Here is a 1,631-nt window from a genome sequence, read left to right as displayed (position 1 = left end):
CCATCCTGGTTGACTGCTGAACCCCGAATTAAGGCTAAGATGTTGTCACCGTTAGCGATCGCATCACTGAGGCGTTTGAGAACCACTACCCCGCAACCTTCGCCCCGGGCAAAGCCATTAGCAGCCTCATCAAAGGTTTTGCAACGGCCATCGGGAGCAAGCATTCTAGCCCGACATTCGTTAATCATCACTTCTGGGGAGAGGATCAGGTTAACCCCAGCAGCTAGGGCTAGGTTACATTCGTTTGAACGCAAACTCTGACAGGCCAGATGGACAGCTACCAAGGATGAAGAGCAGGCGGTGTCTATGGCTACACTAGGGCCTTGTAATCCTAGGATATAGGACAATCGACCAGATGTAACGCTAAAGGCATTACCTGTAGCAGTATGGGCATCTACCACCTGAGGTTCAGTGGCTCGCTGGAAATAATCTAAGTTCATAATTCCAACGAACACCCCAGTCTTACTGCCCATCAGCTTATCCAGCGGTTGCCCAGCATGCTCTAGTGCTTCCCAACTAACTTCTAAGAGCAGTCGTTGCTGAGGGTCCATACTTACGGCTTCCCGAGGGGAAATCCCAAAGAATTGGGGGTCAAACTGGTCTACCTGATCGATGAATCCACCCTTGCGGACATACATTTTGCCTGAGCTATTGGGGTCAGAGTCGTAAAATTGTTCAATATCCCAGCGCTCTGAAGGTATATCTGTAATTGCATCTACACCATTGCTTAACAGTTCCCAGAATGATTCAGGATCATTGGCACCCCCAGGCAATCGACAACCTAGACCAACGATAGCAATGGGCTCTGTTTTAGCACTTTCAGTTGCTTCCAGCTTGGCTTGCATTTCTTGTAGAGCCAACAGAGCACGCTTAGTAGCAGATAGAGAGTTGGTTGATTTTGAATTCTGAGTCATGTCTAATAAAATTCCTTTGATAGTGCTGACTTAGTTAGATAAAGTCTGATTAATCAATAGACTTTCTTTGCTGCAGTTGTGAGGCAAAAGGCAAAAGGCAAAATAGATAATAATTGACGAAAACAGTATCGAAAAACTACTACTAATGTTGGTAGATCTAATTGAGTTTTTAGGGTTAGGGTTTCGGGTTTCGGGGTTAGGGTTTCGGTATCTATTCCCGATTCCCGATTCCCGATTCCCGATTCCCGATTCCCGATTCCCGATTCCTTAGACGCTAATACTTTCTAGTTTCTTGAGTAGTAAGGCTTCAGCATCTTCTTCTGAAAGCTGTTCTACGTCTACTGAAGTTAGGGTTTGTGTAGGATGATCATCCTTCTGTGTAGTCTCAGCAGAGTCTGTATCCTCCTCCTGCTCCTCTTCGGTAAACATTTCACTGACCAGATACCCGGCAAGAGCGTCGATAGTGGGATAGTCAAAGATCAAGGTTGAAGAGAGCGATCGCCCTAAAGAAGTTTGCAGACGATTCCTCAACTCCACAGAGGTCAGAGAGTCCATGCCAATGTCAAAGAAACCTTGATGGGGATCTATGGTATGGGAAGAACTCCAACCTAAAACTTTGCTAACCTGGTCTCGAATGTGACTAAGTAAACGTTCGTGGCGCTCATGGGAGGGAACTTGCTGTAATCCCTGTAGAAACTCTAAGGCTTGGGTTGATGA

The 1,631-nt window shown here is 46.4% G+C and carries 3 protein-coding genes; 1 reads left to right on the top strand and 2 read right to left on the bottom strand.

What is annotated here, in order from left to right; translation table 11 throughout:
• Positions 1–914: polyketide synthase (locus tag F6K53_RS40870; protein ID WP_293085958.1), on the bottom strand; the 914-nt coding region annotated here is incomplete at its 3' end.
• Between the two features lie 145 nt (positions 915–1,059).
• On the opposite strand from F6K53_RS40870, the gene F6K53_RS40865 reads away from it, so the two are divergent.
• On the top strand, positions 1,060–1,185 hold the full coding sequence (locus tag F6K53_RS40865; protein ID WP_293085956.1) for a hypothetical protein: 126 nt from the start codon (positions 1,060–1,062) through the stop codon (positions 1,183–1,185).
• Here the strand turns inward: F6K53_RS40865 and F6K53_RS40860 are convergent.
• Positions 1,182–1,631 (bottom strand): acyl carrier protein (locus F6K53_RS40860; protein WP_293085953.1); only part of this gene is annotated, 450 nt, incomplete at its 5' end. The two genes, F6K53_RS40865 and F6K53_RS40860, sit on opposite strands and share 4 nt — an antisense overlap.

The sequence above is a fragment of the Moorena sp. SIO4A1 genome, from assembly GCF_010672065.1.
Classification (GTDB): Bacteria; Cyanobacteriota; Cyanobacteriia; order Cyanobacteriales; family Coleofasciculaceae; genus Moorena.
This window is presented reverse-complemented; position numbering and strand designations above follow the sequence as displayed.